This window comes from Echinicola arenosa (assembly GCF_014841125.1).
GTDB classification, from domain to species: domain Bacteria; phylum Bacteroidota; class Bacteroidia; order Cytophagales; family Cyclobacteriaceae; genus Echinicola; species Echinicola arenosa.
In genome coordinates this window covers 204,726-223,133 of sequence record NZ_JACYTQ010000005.1, presented here as the reverse complement: position 1 = coordinate 223,133, position 18,408 = coordinate 204,726, and the positions used below count along the sequence as shown (strand labels likewise).

The following is an 18,408-nucleotide window of genomic DNA, read 5'->3' as shown; positions in this document are numbered from 1 at the left end:
CCCTTCACTGCTTTTAACTTAATGAAACTTAACCCTTAGGGAAGTGCTTCAAATTCCCCGGGTTTAATAGGAGTGGATGAAGTGGAGGCAGATGAGTACAGGCATGTGCTCATGGCAGCATTACACTGAAAATCGGTTCCTTCACGATCTGGATCCACTGGATGCCAGACTTCATTGTTCTCCTCATCATAGGTCAACCCATATACGGTTGTTTGTTCATCTTGCGCAGGCATATTAAATGCCAGTGCACTTGCCGCTGCCAGTACAAAAGCCAGCACAGGCAGTCTTTTCATTAATTTATTCATGGTTGAAAATGGGATTTTTAACTATCAAAATCCCTTAACGTTTATGGTCATTTTTTGCCTACTCTTTATCAGGATTTTCGGCATCCTCCTTTCATTACTGCCTGGCACAGGTACTGATTCCACCTAGTATACCCGCCCCATGGAATCGGGCAGCTTATTCTTTGATTTTTATTTCCAAGTACGGCATTACGATCCCGTACAGTAGTCGGGAGAAGCATTCTCAGTTGTCCAGCCAGCTTGCAGATAAGTCTTCCGATTACCACTGTCATCCCCTTCTTACTTTCCCCTTCCCTCCTCGTACTTCCAACTTCCTCCGTTGTCCCGTTAGCTGAGCTGCGGGACGATTAAAATTGAGTCTCCAGACTCTCAATACTCATACCTACCTATATCCATGTAGTTTCCTTTATGGGACTTTGTTCGACCCCTTCAGGGTCGTGTGGTTTTGCCTTAACGATTTGGTCTACGTATATTTTACCCCTTCGGGGTAAGTGGCTAAGTAGCAAAACTATTTCTCCCTCCGTTGTCCCGATCCCATCGTGGCGGACGGGACGATGAAAATTTAGTCTTTGACTCAGCTATTTTCATTCTCCGTTGTCCCGTTAGCTGAGCTGCGGGACGATTAAAATTGAGTCTCTGACTCAACCATTTTACAGTATTTCATACACAAGACTCAAATCTCAATACTCCATATCCCCCCAATACCATAAACACCCCATTAAACACCAAATGCCCTTCCCAGGACATGGCCTCCAAAAAACCTGCACAAGAACAGGGAACCCTCGGAAAAGCCCCCATCCATACCAAACCTATATAAGTGCTAAACACCGTCATCAATAAGAGCGAAAGCAATAGCCCAGGTTTTCTGGTTGCAGGCATGAGCAGCATGATGGCAAGCAGCAATTCCACAGAAATCAAGAGTGGAGGCATCATCTCCGCCCAAGCCTCAGGAAACACCTGGTTCATGATGGATTGTCTGAACCCATCATAATCCATTAGCTTCTCCAAACCCGTATAAGTCCAAAGCACAAGAAAAGCAATGACAATCCCATGCTGAATCAATTTTGTTATTCTCCATTTAAGACCAAATTGGTTGATATGCTCCTTCATATTTCATCCGTATCTAAAGTTTCTCCTCTTTCGTGTATCTTTAATTTTCACTATAGTTTTGTCTTTTATCCAGCATCAAAAACGTGTATTCATAAATTCCCAATGAGCGGAGGCTGCCAAAAATGCGAGCCGTCGTTGGGTAATAGGGGGGAGCTTTATTTTTGGCTTGGCTTTTTTGTTACTTTTTGTGTCTATGACAAAAAGTAAGGTGCATTCTCTTTGATTAGTGATGACCTGGTACATTATCAATTGCCTGAAACCATCATAATCCATCAGCTTCTCCAAACCAGTATAAGTCCAAACTAGGACGAAAAGAGTCACCACAGCTTGGTGAATCCAAGTAGTATAGGGCTTGTAATTTGGATAGGGGTTAATATGATTCATCTAATTGTTATCCAGGTTAAACTACATCTCTTTGGAGTCCTTTTCGTCTCTGCCCCAAAGGAATCAAAGCTGGTTTATGCTCGTGGTCATTCTGATCATGGTATAAAGTTAAATGGGTAAGTATTTAAAAATCAATTAATTGTTGTTGATATTGTTAAATGTCAACAAGTAATATTGACATTGTCCTAATTTGGATGGTTATTTCTTAAATTTTTCACTAAAAACTTGACTTTATTTAAGGTTAAACAGTAGTTTTAGTCAGCAAGGAAGCTTTTTATCAGCCAAGCCAACCATGTTTTTTTGGTAAACCAAAGTGATTCATCAGATTTTAGGAGTGGTGGTAAATGATGCTGGTATTTTATGATTGTTTGGAATGTAATTGTTTTTTTATGGAGAAGTTAGACCGTTTACGAACTTTAAAAAATGTATTGGATCAAGATCAATGGATTCCCTGGGAGCGTTATTTACTTTTGGAGAAACAGATCTCTTTTCGCCAATACCGCAAGAAGGAATTGATCAGGGGAGCAGGTGAAGTGGACCGAAAAATCTATTTTATCATGGAGGGCCTGGTGGGGCTCACGTTGCATGGCAAACTTAAAAAAGTGTTTTATGAGAACCAGTTAGTATTGGACGGATATGGCGACGGACGGGGGCAAAAGAGCCCGTACGGCTTAGAGCTGATGGAGCATTCCCTTGTCGCGTGCATGGATAAGGATGTGGAAGCGAGGGTGCTTCAAGAGATGCCTGATTTTAGGGTTTTGTCAACCATACTATACGGAAAATCAGGAAAAACCGATGCTTTCTGGAACAGGGTCTCCGGCATGCATTATACCCAGTCCGTTCCATTGATCCGGAAACAGTATCCCGATCTGGAGCAGCGGTTGAATCAAACAAGATTTGCAGAGCTGGTCGGTAAATCCTCCAGGACTATTACCCGGTTTGATATTCACATTAGGGAAAAGGAGAAGCAGGCAAATGCGATTTCAGCACCATTTAAAGTAGAGGCAGAGCTGTCCCACCATCCTCATATGCCCGAGATAAAGCAAACCATTTGTTTTTGGAGTACTTTTTATCCTTTATTGGCAGACACACATTGTGTCAGGGTTTTTGAGAAAATGAACCTGGGTTTTTTGGTGTGCCATATTTTCAGTTCGGGGGATTTGGAGAGGGTAAAATGGTCTGCCAAGCTGATGACCTTATTGACTTCCATCGATATTTACATGTACCATATTCCGGAAGGTGAGGGAAGGCTCTACTGGAAATATATTACTGAAGTCTTTAAGCGTGTTTTGGCTGCTAAAAGGTACCTGGCTCCTAATCCCAGGTTGATGGCTTACTTTGCCGCAATAAAGGATTTGAGAGAAGAACTTGACCGTATCATGAAGCCGGATGAAGTCCATGCATGGGAAGTGTTGATGTTAGCCTATCTAAAAGAAAGGGAATGGAAATACCATAGTCATCACATGGAATCAGCCCTGGATTTGTTGGACTTTGAAAAAAGACGCCATGATTTTTCAGAGGGATTATTGACCTTGGTGCTTCTCAAATGGGTCCATCGGGAGAAATGGGAGCAGCTGGCCCCATTCCATCCCTCGATTGATCAATTCATAAGACTTGCTGCAGACTTGATTTTAACAGGTAATGAGATACTTGTATTGGAAACGGAAGACTTTGATCAGCTTCCCCATAACCTGGTTAATTTAACCGCTAGATTGAAGGGTGTTCCCAAAGCGGAAATTGTAGAAGAACTCAAGCAGGCCTATTGGAGCAAGGTCAGCGAAATGCGATCCTTGAAACATGCGTTTCAATGGCAAGGGGCTGACCTCCGAAATGGACTGTTTTTCATTCGTCTAATAGAGCGTCAGGTAAACGGATGGGCGAAATGGTATTTGACGGTATTGATCAAAGAAAGGAAATGAAAATTGATAAAGAGGGGATAATGAAAATCCAATAGCCAAACCCCAGAATAAAAAGGTGGTTGGATAGGAATGTGCTGACGGCGCAAAAAAAATGAATGCTTAATTAGTCCTTATTTTTTAGAAAATGTACCACAGAAAAAAGCGATGTGTAATCTATCCCAAGGATATCCAGCTGATTACCGGCAGGAGTGCCAGACATGCGCAGGATGTGGTGGCCAAGATCAAACGATTACTTCAAAAGCGCTCCGACCAATATGTGACCGTCCATGAATTTTCTGACTTTAGTGGCATTCCCCTGGAATTGGTCATGCAGTTTATTGATGACTAGGAGAAGGGCTGAAGGTTTAAAGCCAAAAGCCAAAAGTCAAATGCCTGAGGCTGAAGGCTAGCTTGTCCTAGCAGTTGTACTACGGGATCACTGAAGTTGAGGCTGTGCTGCTTTGTTTTCATTTTTCTACAATTGTAACCTTTATCTGCAAATAAGTTCCGTTGAAATACCTAACATCCTATCACGGTTAACTAGTTAAATATCAAATGGTTATTTATTACGTTGTGTCTAAAGCCTATAGCTTAAAGTCAAAAGCAGAAAGTTTAAAGCCTAATGCTGAAGGCTTCTATATTTCTTTATCAATAGGTGTTGGAGCTGCTTATCCATGTCATTTCGACAATGGGGATCCCCATTAAATACTATACGAAAGTGATTTTACATGAAAAACAACTTTTTTTTGTTTAAAAAACTTCAAAATATTTTTACTTCAATTTTATATACTTTCTTTATTGGAAAAGTACCATGAAATATAGGATGGTAACCAAAAGGGAACGTATATACTACTAGACCCCAAGGTATCCCCAAGACTGGTATAGCGGAACTGCTTCTTAACCCTCAATTTTTTCGATCGTTTTTACAGGCCAATGCTGCTTTTTGAATGACTTGGGATTCCATTTTTGCCGCCAAAAAGGCAAATATTGTCTCAATGCGCAGGAAACGCATCTATGTTTGATTTATGGGGTTGAAAGGTTGAATATAGGGTATGTTTAACTTAAAACCATAAAAATTATGGCACAACAAACCAGTATCATTACCTTGAATGGGACAGTGGGAGGACTGTCCTTTTACAAGACGAAAAACGGTTATTTTGCACGCGCAAAAGGCGGGGTAAGCAAATCCCGGGTGATGACCGATCCGAAGTATGCCCGTACCCGGGAGAACCTTCGGGAGTTTTCCACCGCTGCTGATGGAGCCAAACTGTTTCGGGACAGCATGCGGGAAGCTTTGCTGAAAAGCAGCGATCCGAGGTTTTACAATCGCGTCTACAGCAAAATGCTTTCTATCCTAAAAACCGACCCTGTAAATAGTCGGGGAGATCGACAAGTCCATGAGGGAGATTGGAACCAGATGGCCTATTTGGAACTCAATGCCCAAGCCAGGCTGGAGTCTACTTTGGCCATGCAGATTGGCCTGACCGATTCGGCCAGCGCTTTGGAAATTTCCTTAGCAGATTTTATGCCTAGAGACTATGTGGCCATTCCAGAAGGGAGTACCCATTTTAGGGTGTTTGCGGTGGGTGTATCCGTTGACTTCACCAATAAGGCAAGAACCAGTATCAGCAGTAACTCAGGGCTATTGCCTATAGGGGATGCTGTCACAGGATTGGCACTGACCCTGGACAAAAGCAGTTTGGTGGAACCTTTTAAAGCTTATGTATTGGGCGTTGAGTTTGTCCAAGAAGTCAATGGGCAAGAGTATGCCATGAACAATGGGGCGCATAATGCAGCGGCGGTGCTATTGGTGGAATCCGTTTAATTCCAATCAAAATGGAAAACCAATGGATTCTATTGGGAGTTGGAGGACTGTTTTCAGTCCTCCTCACCCTTATCGCCTATTTTATGCATGATATCTTCAGAGATTTCAGAAAGTTGCAGGTGGAAATGGGAGATCAAAAGACCGAATTGCGCTTGATCAAGGTGGACTTGTCTATTATCCGAAGGCTTTTGGGGCATGGAAATGGACTTTTGAAATCAGGTTCTGGAAATTATTCTTAGAATATAAATGGAAGCATAATGAAAAACGAAATCATAAAACGATTGACCTCTCCAACACCCCCTTTTTTCAAAAGGCTAAGAGAGTTGGGAGCAGCTTTGGTGGCTACAGTCATCACAACCTGGGGACTGGAAATTCCCTTCAGTCCCGATGGGATGCAAATATTGGAAAAGGTCTTGTTGGCAGGTATCCTGCTGATAAGTATCAGCCAACTGGCCATAGATGGTCCTCCGGATGGTCGGTCAGAAAGCTAATTCCAACCACCCTGTGTCAGCGCAGGGTGGTTTTTATTTGTGAATACCATTCCGAACAGAGGTAGCTACGTCTACTCCAAGCCTAGCGGCAAAGTCTATCACCTCATATCCAGCACTCAACCTCTCTCCTCGTATTCCCACTTCCCTTCCCTCTTCCCTCCGTTGTCCCGATCCCGCCGTGGCGGACGGGACGATGAAAATTGAGTCTCTGACTCAGCTATTTTTATTCATTGGTTGTCCAGCCAACTTGCATATAAGTCTTCCAATTAGCACTGTCATCCCCCTTCATACTTTCCTCTTCCCACCTCGTACTTCCCACTTCCAGCACCTTGCATCTGTGTTCATCCTATTCATCTGTTGACAATCTTCACCAAACCCAATCAGTTATTGAAGAGAGGTATTGATACTCCCTATAGGAGGGAGTGTAGCAATGGATTGAAAAAAACCTTATGGCTTTCCATCATGAGTACAAAGGGTTTTTCTATATTTTGGGTGTGCAAAGTTCCAGATGTAAGCAACTTTTATATATTTACATATCATTAAACCCTTTAGAAAACAAAATGGTGCAATCGCTCAATCGGTATTTTTTGGTGTGGCTTACAGTGGTTTTTATCCTTTCCTTTAGCTCCTGTATTTCCAATAAAAAAATCATCTACCTCCAGGACGAGGATCAATCTATTCCGGAGGATAGCTTGGTTTCATATGATCTGGCTGAGTATCGTCTGCAGTATAATGACATCATTGATGTCAAGGCACTGACAGCGGAGGACATGATCAGAGAAGGCTTTAACTTCAGAGAGGATCCTGGTCAAAATAACCGGATGGGAATGGGGCAAGGTGGCGGAGATATATATTATATGACCGGATACACAGTGGACAAGGAGGGCTATATCCGTATTCCTCTGGCGGGAAGGATTTTTGTGCGGGACATGACATTGGAAGAGGCAAGACTTTCTATTGAGGAGGCACTGAGAAAATATGTGACAACAGAACTTTATGTACGGGTGAAGCTCGGTGGGATCCGGTATACGGCCTTCGGGGAGTTTCGGAAGCCAGGAAAGTACGTGATTTTGCAGGACAGGATGACCATTTTTGAGGCGATCGCCAATGCCGGGGATATGACCGTGGTGGCCAAGCGGGATGAGGTATTGCTGATTCGGCAATACCCGGATGGTACCAAGCTCCACACAATCGACCTGACCGATCGGAGCATTATCCAATCTCCTTATTACTTTATACAGCCCAATGATCAATTGTATGCTGAGCCGATGAAGGTGCGGGAGCTTGGGGCAGGAGAAAATACGGCACAATCTCTGGCATTGATCATTTCTTCTATCACAGCTGTTGCCCTGGTCCTTAATTTAATTAACTAAGCATGAGTAACCCTTCTCCAAACCAACCCTTACCACCTCCGGTTTTTCAGTTTAACCAAGACAGAAATTTTGATGTAAAAAACAGTATTTTTAGATACCTGAAGTCTTGGCCCTGGATTGTTTTGTGTATGCTTTTGGGTGTGGTGGCTGCTTTTATGGTCAATCGCTACAGCACGCCCACCTGGTCGGTGGAGTCTACGGTTTTGGTCAAGGAGGCGGACCACAGTGTGGGGTCAGAGCTTTTTGAAACTTCTGGTTTTCTAAAACCCAGCAGTAACATCGAAAATGAAATTGGGATTTTAAAATCCTACTCATTGGCAGAAGAGGCCGTGGCAGGACTGGATATCAATGTACAAACATACCAGGAAGGTGTTTTGGGCTTGGTCAGGCATTACGGAGGGGAGTCCCTCCTGGTGGAAGTGGATTGGCAACACCCACAAATGGTGGGTGGGATGATCAAAGTAGTGGCAAAGGATGAAAATTCTTTTGACTTGTCCATCAATGAGGAAGACTTTCAAGTGTATAATCCAAATGACCCCTTTTATAAAACAGACTTGGAAATTGTGGGCTTGAAGGAGGGAACATATTCATTTGGCCAATGGGTTGAAGGAAGTAATTTTAAATTTAGGATCAAGAACATAGCGGCCGTGGCAGGGGAAGATTTTTACTTTCAGCTGCAGGATACCCCTTCCCTGGCCAAAAAATATAAGGCAGAACTTGCTGTAGCACCAATCAATGAAGAAGCATCGATCCTCAGCCTTACATTGGAGACTCCAGTAAGAAGGTTGGGAGAAGACTATTTGAACAAGCTGATGGAGGTTTACCTGAAGCGGGAATTGGAAGAAAAGAACAGGACTTCGGACAACACAGTACGTTTCATTGAAAATCAGCTGAGCGGTATCACGGACTCCTTGACCTTCTTTGAGGACAGGTTGGAGCAATACAGGACCCAAAATAAGGTGTTTAACCTAAGTGAGGAGGGTAATCTGATCTTTGAAAGGATGCAGGAACTGGAGACTGAAAAGTCACAAACAGAGATCAACCTAAAATATTACCAAACCCTACAAAATTACCTGAACAACAACAGTGCAGAGGATTTGGTGGTTCCTTCCGTGGTGGGGATCTCGGACCCCTTGTTGAATTCTTTGGTGATGAACCTTGGAGAGTTGCAGTCAGAGCAGGTGAGGTTGTCAGCCAACTTTTCAGAACAGGCACCTGCGGTCAGGGAAATCAAAAATAAGATTGCAAATACCAAAAAGGCTTTGCGGGAGAACGTCAATTCCGCCATTGCCAATACCCAGACCCTGATCAGTGAGATTAAGGGCAATATTCGCCAGATAGACCAAGAGATCAACACTTTGCCAGAGACGGAAAGAAGGCTTTTGGGAATTCAGCGGAAGTTTAACATCAATGAAAATATCTATGTGTACCTATTGGAAAAGCGGGCAGAAGCGGAAATTACCCGGGCCTCCAATGCACCAAAAAACTCGGTGTTGGACTGGGCCAAAGCAGGGGATTTTCCCGTATCTCCCAAGACCAAGGTGAATTTTCTTTTGGGCTTGTTGTTGGGTTTTATGATTCCGGTGGCTTTTATTTATACCAAGGACTTTTTCAATGTCAAAATTGAGGATGTCAAGGAATTGGAAAAGCTCTCCAAGGTGCCAGTAGTGGCCAAAATAGGCCGGGCGAAGTATGGGTATTCCAATCCAGTGTTGGATAAGCCCAAGTCACCAGTGACCGAATCCTTCCGGAGCCTACGGGCGGACATGACTTACCTGAGTCCCAATAAAAAGTACATGACCATTTTATTTACCTCTACCATTTCGGGGGAGGGTAAAACCTTTTGTGCGGTCAATACAGCTTCTGCATTTGCGCTAAAAGGTAAAAAAACACTGCTCATGGGACTCGATTTGCGAAAACCAAAAATTGCGGCAGATTTTAAATTGAACAATGACCGTGGAATCAGTACCTGTTTGAGTGCAGATATTCCTTGGCAAAAGGTTGTTCAGTCCACTTCGACCGCTCATTTGGACGTCTTGCTATCTGGGCCGATTCCTCCTAATCCTGCTGAAATTTTGCTTCAAGAAAAATTCAATGAGATCATGCAGGAAATCAAGGAAAAGTATGAAGTGGTGATCATGGACTGCCCTCCGGTGGGCTTGGTTTCGGAGACTAAAGAGCTTTTCCGCTATGCCGACATTAATATCTTTGTGTTCAGACAGGAATACTCCCGAAAAGAAAATGTCGAGTTGTTAAATGACCTTCATGAGAGAGGCGGTGTCAAGAAATTATATGGCTTACTAAATGATATCCACATCAGGAGCACCCGGTATGGCTATGGTTATGGCTATGATTATGGTGGCTATGGCGGTTACCATGAGGAAGAAGGCATGCCTTGGTGGAAAAGGATTTTTGACAGAAGGTAAGTGATTCACGCAATGAATAGGACCAAAAAAAACACTGCCCTGACAAGAAGGGCAGTGTTTTTTTTGTCAATTTTTGAAATAGACTTTTTAAATCAGTCCCTTATAGGTAATAAAAAAGTGTTGAAAAATGTAAATTTTACTATAATGGAGTAATGAATTATAGGCGGATGTAAATTTTTCATGAAACAAGCCAAGGTGCATGGTTTTATTAAAAAAAACATTAAATTAGATTTTAAATGCGTTTTTATAATTGGGAAAATCATATAGCGGTACTTTTATTCAACAGCTGTATCCAAGGGCTAAGCAATCCAACAAAGGCCATTTGCAAATAAAGTAATGAGGTTTGACTGAATGCTTTTAGGGTAAGAGTTAATGATCTTGGCTAAGGTTTTCTCAATTGAATAATCAAAATACGGTGCAAATGGGCCTGACGTGGCGAAGCTGTGTTTTCTTTTGCATGTGATCCATTTTATATATCATGAAGATTAGAACAGACCCACGAAGGAGTTGAAAGGGGGGAACAATATCAAAGAGGCATTTTGGGCAGGATTGGGCACTTTTAGTTCATTTTCATTCGGAATTATCAGCGCTGCCCTGCTTTCCCGGTATTTGGACAAGCCTGCATATGGTACCTACAAGCAGATTGTCTATATATACAGTATGCTTTTGATCGTATTTAGTGCTGGCTTACCAAGGGTTTACCCTTATTTCCTTCCCCGGTACCAAAAAGCAGAGGGGAAGTCGATTGTCATGAAAGTAACTCTTTTGCTTTCAAGCATAGGGCTGGTGTTCAGTGCTTTTATATATGTGGGGGCTGACTTGTTTGCTTCCTGGCTTCAAAATGAGGCATTGGCAGCTAGTTTAAGATTGTTTTCTCCTATTCCTTTTCTATTGCTGCCTACTTTGGGGATTGAAGGGATACTATCTTCTTATCAATTAAATAAATACATTGCGCTTTATACTACTATTACAAGGTTTGTTACGTTATTCCTCATTGTCTGCAGTGTAATGGTTTTTGGTGCCACGGTCGAAAATGCACTGTATGGTTGGTTGGTAGGCGCTGTATTTACTTGTTTGTGGGCATTCTATTTTAAGCGCATACCATTTCTCGATATTGAACAGGCCAAGACAGGCTTAAAGTACAAGGAGATTTTAGGATATAGCCTTCCAATAGTGCTCTCCAGTATTTGGGCCATGGGGATTAAAGCAGCTGACCAATTTTATATCAGCAGGTACTTTGGGCAGGAAGTTTTTGCAGAGTATTCCAATGGTTTTGTGGATATTCCCTTTGTCCCCATGATTACATCAAGCGTATCCTTGGTTGTATTGCCATTGTTTTCTAAAATATTCCATGAAAAATCGAGACCCGAGGTCCAATTACTTCCCATATGGAAAAGCGCAATTTACAAATCGGCCATGTTGATCTACCCATTGGTGGTTTTTTGCTTTTGTCATGCTACTGAAATCATGGTGTTTGTATTCACTAATGCATATTCCAATTCAGGGCTTTATTTTATGATTAGCATCATTTCCAATCTTTTTAATATCGTGGTGTTTGCGCCTTTGTTTTTTGCTGCTGGAAAGACCAGCCTATATGCTATCGTACATTTCTTTATGGCTATGGGGGTATGGTCAACAGGGTATGTGGTTACGGTGGTCTTTGACAATCCGTATGGGGTGGCACTAAACAGTGTCTTTTGGAATGCACTTAAAATTACTGTTTTTATCCACTTAGCCGCAAGACTTCTCCAGGTGAGGGTGATTGATTTTATTCCTTTTGTAGGGATTGTGAAAGTAATATTGCTATCTGTTTCAGCGATTATCGTGTCCATGTTTATGGCGCATTACTTGTATACTGGTGCAGATGTATTCCTTCAACTTTTGTTGTCTTCGGGCTTGTATTTTATGCTGATTTATGTTTTGGGGAAACTACTAAAAATCGATTATGCCATGATTTTAAAAGGGGTATTTACCAATAAGGCGGTTCATTCTTGAGGTCTATATCTGAAATGGCTTCTTTTGAGGAGGGGATGACCAATTTAATAAACAAATAGCGATTTGGAATCGAAGAAGAATATACTGATTGCTACCAAGTTTTTTTATCCGGACATCACTCCAAGAGCTTTCAGGGCTTTTGAGCTTGCTAAGGAATTTTCCCGTCGCGGTCATCATGTGGAAGTGTTGATCCCTGAGAGGAATTATTGCTATCGAAACCTGGAAAGCAAATATGGCTTTATGGTCAAGGCAAGGGTAAAACCAACGCCTTCCTTGATACAGGGAAACAAAGTCAAAGCTATGATTAGGTTTGGGCTGGAGTATTTTTTTCTTTATCCCCATATTTTGTTGATGGAAAATTTTAGGAATGCTTTGGAAAAAGAAAAGGGCCATGACCTGTTGTTGTCCATTGCCTATCCCTACCCGGTACACTTTGGAGTGGCCAAGGCGATTTCAAAAAATCGACATATGGCAAAGGTTTGGGTAGCTGACTGCGGTGACCCTTTTTTAAAAAATAGTTTGGGAAGGCTTGAGCCACCATTTTACTTCAGGTATATCGAGGAGTGGTTTTGTGGTAAACCGGACTATATCACGGTTCCCGTCCCTGAAGCAAAGCAAGCCTATCCTAAAAAGTTTGAAAATAAAATCAGGGTCATTCCGCAGGGTTTTGATTTCGATGATGTACCCCAAAATCATGAGGAGCCACAAAATCCCGTTCCAACATTTGCCTATGCAGGTAACCTGAGCCCGGGATTGAGGGATCCTCGGAAACTACTGGAATTTTTACATCGCCAAAAGGCAGCGTTTAAATTTATTATCTACACCAAGAACGAAAAGTTTCTATTGGATTACGAAAAGAAGCTTGGGGCCAAATTAGAGTTGAGGGCCTTTGTGCCAAGAAACCAACTGCTAAGCGAACTGGGCCAAATGGATTTTTTAGTCAATTTTGAAAATGGAAATAGCTTTCAAAAGCCCAGCAAGCTGATTGATTATGCTTTATTAAAAAGGCCTATTTTATCGCTAAGGAGCAATGATTTCAATCCTCAGTTGGTAATAGATTTTCTCGATGGGAAATATGAAAGCCAATATAGGGTGGAAAATGTGGAGGAGTATCACATTGAAAAAGTAGCCCAGCAATTTTTGGATTTAATATAGCGGGATGCATTACGCACAAGCAAAAAATACGGTCTCCTTTATAAAATACCTCTTCTTGGGATTGCTATTGCTTTTCCTCTTTCACTTTGAGTCATTGGAATTATGGCGTATAAAAATTTCTCATTTATGGAAAGGTGGGCTATTGGTTTTCCTTATGGTTAGTTTTTTAAGGAACAAAAGTTTATTTGTGTTTATCTATAAGCCATTGCTAGTGGTTTCCTTGCTCCAGGTTTTTAACCTTGAACTTATTAACAATCCATTTAATGCAGTGCTCTTGTTCAGCACTACATTGATATTGCCTTTATTCGGGATTTATGTATTGAGGTTTTCATCGGATGAGATTAGGTCGGGTTTGCTGTTTTTATCCTCTTTTTTGATTTTAAGTTTTGTTCCTTATGAAATAGGGCTTTTAAAAAGTATTGAAAGTGGATTTGATCTGAGTGGATTTGGAGAGGAATTTACCGGGCTTATTGGGCCGTTCCAAACCGTCCATTCGGCATCTACAGCACTTGCAGGAGCCATGCTGACCATCTTGTTTTTTTGGTGCTCCCATGCATATAATCGATTTTATCTCACCGTGCTACTCCTTTTGGGGCTGTACTTTTTAATCCACACTTATGTGCGTACGGGCTTGGTGATGGTTGTGGTAGGGGCTATTCCCATGGTTTCTTATTTTATCTGGCGGGACAAGTTGATGCGGGTCCAGTTATTCCTGCTCAGCTTTTTACTGTTGACCATTACTGGATTTTGGGTGATGGATAATAAGGTATTGGTAGACAGGGTGCTGGGTAAAAGGGTGAATGGGGCTGAATTGGAGTCCTTTGAAAAGCTGGGAAGTGGAAGAGGTTTGCTCTACCTGTATTCCGTGGAAATCTTTTGGGAGTCGAGCATTTCAGAAAAAATCATCGGGATAGGACAAACGGAAGAAAAAAAGAGGATGGAGGCCAAATTGGGAAAGGGATTGATCCCGCACAATGGTTTTCTACTCCTGCTTTTAAATAATGGACTTTTTGGTTTGGCAGCTTATGTGGTGTTTTTGGTTCATGTATATAAACTGAACAAGTTGTTTGTTTTTGAGGGGAAATATTTAGCAATGGGCTTATTTTGGGCATATTTGGCGATGAGTTTCTTTCAAAACTTCGATATGATTTATGCGTTTTATTTGTTTGCCCTTTCCATCTCCTATGTGGCTATGGATCAGCATGAGAAGCGGTCTTATTATTTGAAATATTTGGAAACCACACATGCGAATTTTAATTAACACACCTTCACTATCATTAGTGGGAGGGGTAGCTAATCATTTTAAGGGGCTGCGGAAGTTCTGGAGAAAGGAAGTGACTTATAACTATGTGGGACGTAGGAATAAATGGCCAGCTGTCTTGACGTTGGCCTTTGACTACATCAAGTTTTTTTGGGTCTGTCTGATCAGAAAAAATGATGTAGTGGTGCTGAACCCCTCATTGGGGAATACGGCCGTGTTGAGGGATGGACTATTCTTGAGGATCAGTACTTTCTTTGGGGTAAGAACCTATGTGTTTTTTCATGGCTGGAACAAGCAAATGGAAAAGAAAATCGATGAAGCCCCTATCCATTTTAGAAATACATTTAATAGAGCCAAAGCCATTATCGTGCTTTCATCAAGCTTCAAAAAGACATTGATGAAATGGGGAATTTCAGTACCTATTCATGTATCCACTACCAAGGTAGATGACAGCCTTTTGGAAGGGTTTGAGTTTGAGGAAAAACAATTCAAATCAACAGTTCTGTTTTTATCCAGGGTTGAAGCGTACAAAGGAATATTTATAGCAATTAGAGCTTTTGAAATATTGCAAGAGAAACATCCTGAGACGAAGTTTATCATTGCCGGAAGCGGTACCCAACTCAATCATGCCCAAAAATACGTAGCAGAACGCAATATTAAAAACGTAACTTTTCTAGGTCATGTAGAAGGAGAAGATTTGGTCACTTCTTTTAAGAGAGCAGATCTGTATTTATTGCCTTCCCATGGAGAAGGAATGCCTACTTCAGTGTTGGAGGCCATGGCTTTTGGTTTACCGGTTATTTCCAGACCAGTAGGGGGATTGGTGGATTTTTTTGAAGAAGATAGGATGGGATGGTTGTTAGAGGGTTTTGAACCTGAGATTTATGCAGACAAAATGAGGTGGGTCCTAGAGCACCCGGATCAAGGGAGAGAGATCGGGAAGTATAACCATGAATATGCCAAAAAGCATTTTATGGCGTCTAAAGTAACCCAAAATTTGGAGGAAATTTTTGCTGATGGGAATTGATATCACACAGGCTTTTCTTTCCTTGAAAAATTACTGTGAGCAGGAGCAATTCAAGGGTTGGGATCCCTATGATGGCTTAAACTCCAAATTATTTCAAGCCACGCCGTTGAGGCATTGGGATTTGGCCCGGTTGGCATGGATCCAGGGCTTTAAGCGAAGCCCTATTAATTTTAGAAAAATACTCAGGGTCCCCAAAGGTTATAATGCCAAGGGAATAGCCCTTTTCTTGAGTGGGTATTGCAATCTTTATGAATTAGCCCAAAACGGAAATGTCCAATTTGGATCCGAAAAGGCTATACTGAATCAGATCCATGAGTTGGGGGACTTGTTGTTGTCGCTTAAGACACCACACTACTCAGGAGCTTGTTGGGGCTATAATTTTGATTGGCAAGCCAGGCGGTTATTTCTATTTCCCGCCCATACCCCGACGGTGGTAGTCACTACCTTTTGTGCTTCAGCTTTATTTGCAGCTTATGAGGTCACAAAGAAAGAAGCATATCTGAAGGATGCACTTTCAGCATGTGAATTTATCATGAAAGACCTGCATCGTACTCCCTATAAAAGTGGTATTATCTTAAGCTATAGTCCAAGAAAGGGAAATGATACAGTTTTCAATGCTTCCTTACTGGGTGCGAAGACACTGAGTTTAGGTTATGCTTTTAGTGGAAATAAAGTATATTCTGCTTTGGCCAAATCAGTGGTTAAAGCCGCCGTAGATGCTCAAAACCCTGATGGGTCCTGGGTATATGGCTTGTTGCCTATTCAGAATTGGATAGATAGTTTTCATACAGGTTATAACCTTGATGCCTTAATGTTTTATCAAAAGTTTACAGGTGATACCAAGTACAAAGCAAACATCGACAAAGGTTTTGATTTTTACATCCATAATTTCTTTGAAAAGCAAGGAATACCCAAGTATTATCATGACCAAACTTATCCCATTGATATCCACTGTCCTGGGCAACTTTTTGTGACGCTCAATGTTCTGGGAAAGTTTGAGGTTCATCAAAACCTTGCCGAAAGCGTTTCAAAATGGACTATAGATCATATGCAGGACAAAAGCGGGTATTTTTATTATCAATTGAAGCGAGGTGTTAGCTCAAAAATACCCTATATGCGGTGGAGCAATGCATTTATGTTTAATGCCTTAAGTTGTTTTCTTAAAGAAAGTAATTCTTTCTCCAAAAAAAGTATCCTAGAGATCAATAATCCTTAGTGCTTGCTTGAAACAAAGAACGTACTTGTAGATAATTTTGGTTTACATGGTATTGATCACTCTAGATAATATTATGGTTTAATTATTATTATGGCCTGACCACACCAGACCTTTCCAAAGCCAAATGCCAATCCAGGTTGACTTTTATATCCAAACAAATTATATGTCAGTTTAGTAGATCGGCCATAGGCCACCATCAACCACCAACATCGTAATACACTAGTTCTCCTTCCAATAAAACCACATAACCATGGACTTTATTAATATAAATGGGCTGAGACTCTTTGCACCCAGAAGTCGGGAAGAAGTCATCCAGCAAGCTTTTGAGAAGAAAAAAATATTGGTAGCTGTCAATGCAGAAAAGATATTGATGACGGATAATGACTTCCTCCAATTGATGTCTTCCAACATAGGATATCCGGATGGATTTGGCGCGGTAGCTTTGCTGAAGAAATACGGATTTGCTCAAGCCATCAAGATTCCTGGGGTGGAGCTGTGGTTGGATATCATTAAGAGGCACCATAAAGATAAAAGCTTCTACTTGATTGGAGCAAAAGAGGAGGTTATTAATAAAACTGTTTCAGGTTTGAAAAAAGAGTTTAATGGGATCAATATTGTGGGGTACAGAAACGGTTATATGCAAGCTGATGATGTGAGGGCTTTAAAAAATGACATTAAAAATAAAAAGCCAGATGTGATTTTTGTAGCCATGGGCTCTCCCAGACAGGAAAATTTAATGAAAGCTCTACAATCCATTCACCCTGCTGTTTACCTTGGTTTGGGGGGAAGTTTTGATGTGTATACAGGGAAGGTGAAAAGGGCTCCAAAATGGTGGATAGACAATAATTTGGAATGGGCTTTTAGGCTTATCAGTCAGCCTAAACGCATAAGGCGTCAAATTCATTTGGTAAAGATTATTCCTTTGTTATTTTTCGGAAAGGTTAAGTACAAAGAAAATTTAAATGGGAAGCCCAAGTTTGTTATCGTTAGGTGAAAAGTATGATTTGTGCTCATTCGCCCTACATTTATCCAATATGATGCTGATTTTAAGTCTAATGGCTGCAGTAAATGGTTTTAAGCACATCGGTCAATGTGAAGTAAAAAAAGCTTGAAAAGTTTAAAATTCTTTTTTTTGGTGCTTCTAATGGCGTCTGCTGGATTTGCAGCTGCTCAAGTGAATCTCATGGGAAAACCAGGACTGATGACAATTCCTTCTGGAGCGTGGTTTGGAGAAAGGGAGCTGGGTTTTTCTTTTGGTTATGTTCCTCAAGAGTATGGTTACTCCATAAATGCCCAACCTATAGATCCCGTCACCACAAATACACTTAATTTTTATAATGTAAGGGCAGGGCTTACCAAATGGATGGATGTGAACTTTACCATTTGCTATAGGCCAAAGCGTAAAGAAAGTGTGGGCATAGGGGACAGGCAACTGGATGTAAGGTTTAGGTTGCACAAAGAAACTGAAAAATGGCCAGGTATCGTGATAGGAATTACTCCACCGGGGTCAGAAGCACCCGATCTTGGCCATGACTATTTGGCTTTGACCAAGAGTTTTGAAACAAAAATAGGGAAGCTGTCCTTCACTGGGGGCTATGGGTCTCCCTATATTCTTGTAAAGCAAGAAAGGTTAGGAAAAAGTACGGATTTGCGTTGGGTGAAAAAGAAGGAGTACTCGGAAAAAGACTATCAGTATTTAGTGGGCGTTTTTTATGGGGTGACTTACCAACCGGTTGATTTCGCGGGACTTATGTTTGAATATAATTCCAGTACTTACAATGTAGGTGTTTTTGCCAAAGTAAAAGAATGGTTGCATGTTCAGGTATACAGTTTTGAAGGTAAGTCATGGGCATTTTCCTTAGCTGGAAATTTTTCTCTCGATTTTAAGCCCAAGGAGTTGAGAAAATATGAAAAGGGAGGATGACCAAATTCATTCCATTGATGC

Annotated in this window: 18 protein-coding genes; 14 read left to right on the top strand and 4 right to left on the bottom strand. The window is 41.4% G+C overall.

Annotated features, from left to right (window positions below; translation table 11 throughout):
* Window positions 1–35: 35 nt before the first annotated feature.
* The 3 genes from IFO69_RS15045 to IFO69_RS15035 form a co-directional block, all read right to left on the bottom strand.
* Window positions 36–305, bottom strand: coding sequence for a DUF6520 family protein (locus IFO69_RS15045; RefSeq protein WP_192010951.1), 270 nt, complete (start codon window positions 303–305; stop codon window positions 36–38).
* 657 nt (window positions 306–962) lie between these two features.
* Window positions 963–1,412, bottom strand: coding sequence for a MauE/DoxX family redox-associated membrane protein (locus tag IFO69_RS15040; protein ID WP_225444159.1), 450 nt, complete (start codon window positions 1,410–1,412; stop codon window positions 963–965).
* 75 nt (window positions 1,413–1,487) lie between these two features.
* Window positions 1,488–1,796, bottom strand: a complete 309-nt coding sequence (locus IFO69_RS15035; protein WP_192010950.1) for a hypothetical protein — start codon at window positions 1,794–1,796, stop codon at window positions 1,488–1,490.
* Window positions 1,797–2,185: 389 nt separating this feature from the next.
* Between IFO69_RS15035 and IFO69_RS15030 the strand changes: the two genes are divergently transcribed.
* Window positions 2,186–3,715 carry a terpene synthase family protein gene (locus IFO69_RS15030; RefSeq protein ID WP_192010949.1) on the top strand — a complete coding sequence of 510 codons (1,530 nt, stop codon included), beginning with the start codon at window positions 2,186–2,188 and terminating at the stop codon, window positions 3,713–3,715.
* 124 nt (window positions 3,716–3,839) lie between these two features.
* Complete coding sequence (locus IFO69_RS15025; protein WP_192010948.1) at window positions 3,840–4,043, top strand: hypothetical protein; 204 nt, start codon at window positions 3,840–3,842, stop codon at window positions 4,041–4,043.
* Here IFO69_RS15025 and IFO69_RS21755 read toward each other — a convergent pair.
* Window positions 4,040–4,165: a hypothetical protein gene (locus tag IFO69_RS21755; RefSeq protein ID WP_262891632.1), complete on the bottom strand. Its 126-nt coding sequence runs from the start codon at window positions 4,163–4,165 to the stop codon at window positions 4,040–4,042. The two genes, IFO69_RS15025 and IFO69_RS21755, sit on opposite strands and share 4 nt — an antisense overlap.
* 607 nt (window positions 4,166–4,772) lie before the next feature.
* Here IFO69_RS21755 and IFO69_RS15020 point away from each other — a divergent pair.
* The 12 genes from IFO69_RS15020 to IFO69_RS14965 all read left to right on the top strand — a co-directional run bounded on the left by IFO69_RS15020 (window position 4,773) and on the right by IFO69_RS14965 (window position 18,387).
* Window positions 4,773–5,519, top strand: coding sequence for a hypothetical protein (locus IFO69_RS15020; protein WP_192010947.1), 747 nt, complete (start codon window positions 4,773–4,775; stop codon window positions 5,517–5,519).
* Window positions 5,520–5,530: 11 nt separating this feature from the next.
* Window positions 5,531–5,758, top strand: coding sequence for a hypothetical protein (locus IFO69_RS15015; protein ID WP_192010946.1), 228 nt, complete (start codon window positions 5,531–5,533; stop codon window positions 5,756–5,758).
* Between the two features lie 18 nt (window positions 5,759–5,776).
* Window positions 5,777–6,010, top strand: a complete 234-nt coding sequence (locus IFO69_RS15010) for a hypothetical protein (protein WP_192010945.1) — start codon at window positions 5,777–5,779, stop codon at window positions 6,008–6,010.
* A 560-nt stretch (window positions 6,011–6,570) separates the two neighbouring features.
* Window positions 6,571–7,383, top strand: coding sequence for a polysaccharide biosynthesis/export family protein (locus IFO69_RS15005; RefSeq protein ID WP_192010944.1), 813 nt, complete (start codon window positions 6,571–6,573; stop codon window positions 7,381–7,383).
* A gap of 2 nt (window positions 7,384–7,385) precedes the next feature.
* Window positions 7,386–9,809 (top strand): GumC family protein, encoded by a 2,424-nt coding sequence (locus IFO69_RS15000; RefSeq protein WP_192010943.1) that lies wholly within the window; start codon window positions 7,386–7,388, stop codon window positions 9,807–9,809.
* 507 nt (window positions 9,810–10,316) lie between these two features.
* Window positions 10,317–11,804, top strand: coding sequence for an oligosaccharide flippase family protein (locus IFO69_RS14995; protein ID WP_192010942.1), 1,488 nt, complete (start codon window positions 10,317–10,319; stop codon window positions 11,802–11,804).
* Window positions 11,805–11,867: 63 nt separating this feature from the next.
* Complete coding sequence (locus tag IFO69_RS14990; RefSeq protein ID WP_192010941.1) at window positions 11,868–12,959, top strand: glycosyltransferase; 1,092 nt, start codon at window positions 11,868–11,870, stop codon at window positions 12,957–12,959.
* A 187-nt stretch (window positions 12,960–13,146) separates the two neighbouring features.
* Window positions 13,147–14,220, top strand: a complete 1,074-nt coding sequence (locus IFO69_RS14985; protein ID WP_192010940.1) for an O-antigen ligase family protein — start codon at window positions 13,147–13,149, stop codon at window positions 14,218–14,220.
* Complete coding sequence (locus IFO69_RS14980; RefSeq protein ID WP_192010939.1) at window positions 14,204–15,247, top strand: glycosyltransferase family 4 protein; 1,044 nt, start codon at window positions 14,204–14,206, stop codon at window positions 15,245–15,247. The genes IFO69_RS14985 and IFO69_RS14980 overlap by 17 nt, the downstream gene beginning before the upstream one ends.
* A complete protein-coding gene (locus IFO69_RS14975) occupies window positions 15,237–16,463 on the top strand; it encodes a glycoside hydrolase family protein (RefSeq protein ID WP_192010938.1) in 1,227 nt (408 codons plus the stop codon). The genes IFO69_RS14980 and IFO69_RS14975 overlap by 11 nt, the downstream gene beginning before the upstream one ends.
* 250 nt (window positions 16,464–16,713) lie before the next feature.
* Window positions 16,714–17,457 carry a WecB/TagA/CpsF family glycosyltransferase gene (locus IFO69_RS14970; protein WP_192010937.1) on the top strand — a complete coding sequence of 248 codons (744 nt, stop codon included), beginning with the start codon at window positions 16,714–16,716 and terminating at the stop codon, window positions 17,455–17,457.
* A gap of 114 nt (window positions 17,458–17,571) precedes the next feature.
* Window positions 17,572–18,387 carry a YjbH domain-containing protein gene (locus tag IFO69_RS14965; protein WP_192010936.1) on the top strand — a complete coding sequence of 272 codons (816 nt, stop codon included), beginning with the start codon at window positions 17,572–17,574 and terminating at the stop codon, window positions 18,385–18,387.
* The last annotated feature ends 21 nt before the right edge of the window (window positions 18,388–18,408 follow it).